Raw genomic sequence first — 1,337 nt, forward strand, 5'->3', positions numbered from 1 at the left:
GGGTTAATAGACAAAAAGTGGGTCTAATGACGGCGTGTCGTTAGCTCCCGATCCGGCCTTTACGGATGTTCAGACCGTCTTCCCACGGGCGCTCCATGTCGATATGGGTATCGATCTCGGCGGGCTTATCGCTGGGCGTGCTAACGGGTTTCTTCCTCACTTGGGTCTTGTTTGACGCGAAATCAGACATCGGCTGGGTGTTGATCGACCTGGAATAAAGCCAATAATCAAGCGCGGTCAGCAGGTGGGGCTGGGACCAGCCACGGTGGATGTGCAGGAATTCTTTCAACGGCGCGTTCACCCCGCCCTCAAGCCGGTTCGTCGTCGACTCAAGCACGGTCGACACGTCCAGGGTCGGATCAAGGAACGTGAAGAGCACGCCTTGTTTGACGTAACGGTCAAGAGAGCCCACGATCTTACGAGTCGGGGTGTGGGTGTACCACCATTTCTTGTTTTTCCGCGCGAAAGAAGGAATATTCTCCTGGCGGGTTTCCTCCCGATAGGTCTTCTCTGCCAGCCATGTGTCGTAAAGCTCGTGGAAGGCGTGTAGCGAGTTTTGCCAGGCGATAGCGCCCTCGCGGGTATCCACTTTGGTTAGGTCGAGAGCGAGCTTGTATAAGGCCTTATGAGCCTCGGTTTGCGGGCGGGTGGTGGTGACTTGGCGGATATTACGTTGCACGTGTACCAGGCAGCGTTGGATGCGTGTGGTGGGCCATTCCTGCTTTATCGCTGCCAGCGCGCCTGCTGCCCCGTCGGTGGTAGCAACGATAGGGGCGGGCAGGCGGCGTAGGAGGGCGAGGTAGGCGGCTTTGGATTCACGGTCGCATAGTTGGTAGGCGATCACGCCTTCTCGCGTGTAAGCGATTAATACGCACCAGTTGTAGGCGATGTAGGTCCCGTCGATGAAGACCTGGTCGTAGACCTGTCCGGTAGGTGTCCAGATGGGGCGGGTTTGCCAGCACCAGGCGTGCTTGCGGTCCCAGGCGCGCGTGTCGCGCGCGCTGAGGCGTCGGGGTGTGGTTGTGGTGATGTAGGTGAGGAATTCAGCGAATTCTTGGGCGTGTTTTTGCCGGTCATCGGTCGCGGTGAAACTGTATTTACATTCCTTGCAATACCAACGCTGACGGCCTTGTTTTGTGAAGCCTTTCTTCTTTGAGGGGCTTGAGCAGATAGGACAGCGTCGGGCGCGGGGATTGAGTGTCTTCACTCCCTGCACATTCCACCGCGAGTGTCAAGGAAGCAAGCTTATTGAGGTGCTCGACCTCAATAAGGCCGACTTTTCGTTGCTATGGCGGGGCAAACCCCGGATATAAGACCCACCATTTGTCTATTAACCC

The 1,337-nt window shown here is 56.9% G+C and carries 1 protein-coding gene; it reads right to left on the reverse strand.

The genetic code is table 11. The features are described 5' to 3' along the window. Positions 1–40: 40 nt before the first annotated feature. Positions 41–1,207: an IS1249 family transposase gene (locus ACRQFC_RS09190; RefSeq protein ID WP_435720024.1), complete on the reverse strand. Its 1,167-nt coding sequence runs from the start codon at positions 1,205–1,207 to the stop codon at positions 41–43. Positions 1,208–1,337: the final 130 nt, after the last annotated feature.

The sequence above is a fragment of the Actinotignum inguinis genome, from assembly GCF_051265835.1.
Taxonomy (GTDB): domain Bacteria; phylum Actinomycetota; class Actinomycetes; order Actinomycetales; family Actinomycetaceae; genus Actinotignum; species Actinotignum timonense.